At 74.3% G+C, this 3,071-nt stretch carries 3 protein-coding genes; all 3 read right to left on the reverse strand.

Translation table 11 applies throughout. The features are described 5' to 3' along the window. Nucleotides 1-1,290, reverse strand: a 1,290-nt coding sequence (locus FL311_RS42260) for a CHASE2 domain-containing protein (protein ID WP_141333265.1), incomplete at its 3' end; no start/stop codon positions are given. Between the two features lie 9 nt (nt 1,291-1,299). Beyond that, complete coding sequence (locus FL311_RS42265; RefSeq protein ID WP_141333266.1) at nt 1,300-2,472, reverse strand: FecR domain-containing protein; 1,173 nt, start codon at nt 2,470-2,472, stop codon at nt 1,300-1,302. Then, the coding region (locus FL311_RS42270) for an OmpA family protein (RefSeq protein WP_141333267.1) at nt 2,469-3,071 on the reverse strand (603 nt) is incomplete at its 5' end. The genes FL311_RS42270 and FL311_RS42265, both read right to left, overlap by 4 nt.

Consider the following 3,071-nt stretch of genomic DNA (forward strand, 5'->3'; position numbering starts at 1 on the left):
CCCCAGGCCCCCGGGCACCAGCGGCAACACCCAGCCCAGGTCCGCCGCCAGCCACCCCACCAGCGCCACATGCAGCACGCCGAGCACCAGCGCCGTGCTCCCCACGGCCCCCAGCGTCCGCACGCGGCGACAGCGCCAGCCGAAGAGCCACAGCAGGGCCACCGTCTCCAGCAAGCCCATGAGCGCCACCCCGCCCGACGAGCGCATCAGCCGGTCCGCGCGGAGGTTGTCCAGCGCGAAGGCGTGGATCTCCACCCCCGGCACCGCCACCTGGCCCGGCAGCGTGCTCTGGCCGTGGAGCCCCGTCGCGGTGACGCCGACGAAGAGCGTCTTGCCCCGCAGCGCCAGGTCCAGCCCCACCGAGCGCGGGTCCGCCTGGAGCACGTCCGCCAGGCTCACCCTCGGCAGCCAGTCGGGTGAAGGCAGCCGCATCAGCGGAGCGCCCTGGTCCACGCTCGCCCGGCGCAGCAGGGACTCCGACTGCTCCGGCATCAGCTTGAGCGCCGTCGCCAGCGCCAGCGAGGGCCACCTCCGGCCGTCCACGTCGACGGCGAACGGGTAGCGCCGGATGACGCCATCCGCGTCCACCAGCATGTTCAAGGTGCCGCTGCCGTGCGCCGCCATCCGCAGCGGGGCGATGCTGCCCGCGACGCCCCGGGCCTGGAGCCGCAGCCGGCGCACGGGCATCGACACCGAATCGGCGGCCGCGGTGTCCTCGAGCGGCGCCATCATGGAGACCTCGTCCATCAACGCCGCGGCGCCCAGGATGACGGCGCCGTTCTCCCCGAGCGCCTCCGCCAGTCGCGCGTCGCCGTCCTGCTCGCGCAGCCGGTCCTCCAGGTCCGCCACCAGCGCCGCGCCCGCGGGCTGCCCGGCGAGCCCCGACTCCCGCAGCGCCGCCAGCACGTCCTCGCCCAGCTCCAGCGCGTCGCGCGGTCCGGGCTGGTCGAACACCACGTCCACCGCCACCGCGGCAGGACGCTGGGCCGCCAGGGCCTTGAAGGCCCGCGCCCACGTGGCCCGCGACAGGGGCCAGCGCTCACCCAGCGCCATCAGCGCCCGGTCATCCACCTCCACCAGCACCAGGTCCGCGCTGCGCGGGACACCCGGCAAGAGCCGGCTGACGACCTGGTCATAGATCGAGCGCTCCAGGGGCCCCGGCGCTCCGCCCGTCGCCGCCGTCACGCACGCCAGCGCCACGCCCACTCCCGCCGCCACCAACCGAAGCAGCCCCGGAGAGGGGCGGGGAAGCCAGGGGCCTCGCGCAGGCGTGTCGGGGCTCGGGTTCATCGGCGCGTCTCAGGGCCTCAGCTCGAACGCATGGATCTTGGAAGGGAAGCCGATGAAGTCGTCCTTGTCCACCGGCAACACGCGCCAGAACCACTTGCCCGTGTGCTCACCGGGCACTGTCAGCGTGAGGCCCGTGGCCTCGAGGGTCCGCACGCCCGCGGCGAAGTCCGCTGTCCGCGCCAGCTCCACGCGGTAGTGCTTCGCCTCCTTCACCTCGAACCACTTCAGCGTGGGCGGCGTGGCGAACGTCCCGCCGCGAGGCCCTTCGAGACGCGGCGCCGTGAGCAGCGCGCGGGGCGCCTCGGGCGCGACGCCGGGCAACACGCGCGAGCCCTGGCCCGCGCCCACGTCGACCTCCGCCCCCTGCGCGCCGAGCGCCACCTTGCCCTCGAGCGTCTCCAGGCGGCTGGCGCCGTCCTCCTTCGCCGTCACGCGGAACTGCGTGCCGCGCACCCCGGCCACCGCGCCGCGCGTGCGCACCTCGAACACGGAGCCCTCGCCACCGGGCGCGGCCACCGTCTCCACCGAGCCCTTCAAGAGCTCCAGGCGGACCACGCGCGTGCCCTGGGCGCTCAGCTCCAGGGTGCCCAGCCGCAAGAGGCTGTCGGGCTGCACGCGCACGCGACTCGCGTCCGCCAGCTCCAGCTCCGCGCTCGCGTCGCCGGCCGTCTGGAACAGCTCGCCCGTGTGGAGCGAGTCACCGATGGCGCGCGGCTGCAGCGCGTCCTCCGTGGCGCCCGCCAGGATGCTTCCAGCCGCCGCGCGCACGCGGGCCACGCGGGGCTGCGCGGGGCGCTCGACGTAGGCGAGCTGGAGCTGCCCCGGCTGTCCCGGCACCGCGGGAGGCGCCACCACGGACACGCGCGTCTGGGGCACGCCCGCCGCCACCAGCACCTGCGCCGCCGCCTTCGCCACCGCGAGGCCCTGGCCTCCCAGCCGCTCCGCGTCCGGCAGCCGGGCGGCCACCGTCACCGAGCGGATGGCGGGACGCGCCACGAGCGCCTGTCCCACGTGCTTCAGGCACTGCTCCGTCTCGGGGCCCTGGGGCGCGAGCGTGCGGCCCAGCTCCACGCGGCCATTGTTGAAGCGCACGCCGCCGCACGGCTCCTCGCCCCGCGACTGCGCGAGCACGGGCGAGCCCGAGAGCGTCAGCACCATCAGCCAGGAAGTGGACCGACTCATGGCGTGGCCTCCCCCGCCGAGGAGTCGGCGGCCTTCACGATGTTGAACTCGACGCGGCGGTTGTTCTCGCGTCCCTTGGGCGTCTTGTTGGTGTCCACCGGCTTCGTCTCGCCGAAGCCCACCGCCTCCAGGCGCTCCGGCGCGATGCCTGACTTCACCAGGAAGGCCTGCACGTTGTTGGCGCGGCGCTGCGACAGGTCCAGGTTCTTCGCGTCCGAGCCCTGGCTGTCGGTGTGGCCCTCCACGCGCACCAATTGGAGCTGCGGGTTCGCCTTGAGCACCGAGGCCACCTGCGCGAGCAGGCTGAACGACTTGGGCAGGATGACGTCCTTGCCCGTGGCGAAGTAGACCTTCTCCAGGATGACGATGCGCGAGCCCTCCAGGCGCACGCTCGACGTGCCCTGGTCGGGGCACCCGTCCTCGTCCTTCACGCCGTTGATGGTCTCCGCCTCCAGCGGGCACGCGTCGGCCGTGTCGGGGATGCCGTCCCTGTCGTTGTCCGGGTCCGGGCAGCCGTCCGCGTCCTCGAAGCCGTCCAGGTCCTCGGGCTCGCTGGGGCAGCGGTCCTCGCTGTCGACGATGCCGTCCTGGTCCGTGTC

It is taken from the genome of Myxococcus sp. AB025B, from assembly GCF_006518215.1.
GTDB classification, from domain to species: domain Bacteria; phylum Myxococcota; class Myxococcia; order Myxococcales; family Myxococcaceae; genus Myxococcus; species Myxococcus fulvus.

Bases quoted from the DNA above. Each gene is read 5' to 3' on its own strand.
- FL311_RS42265 (WP_141333266.1), bottom strand. From the start codon at position 2,472: ATGAGTCGGTCCACTTCCTGGCTGATGGTGCTGACGCTCTCGGGCTCG.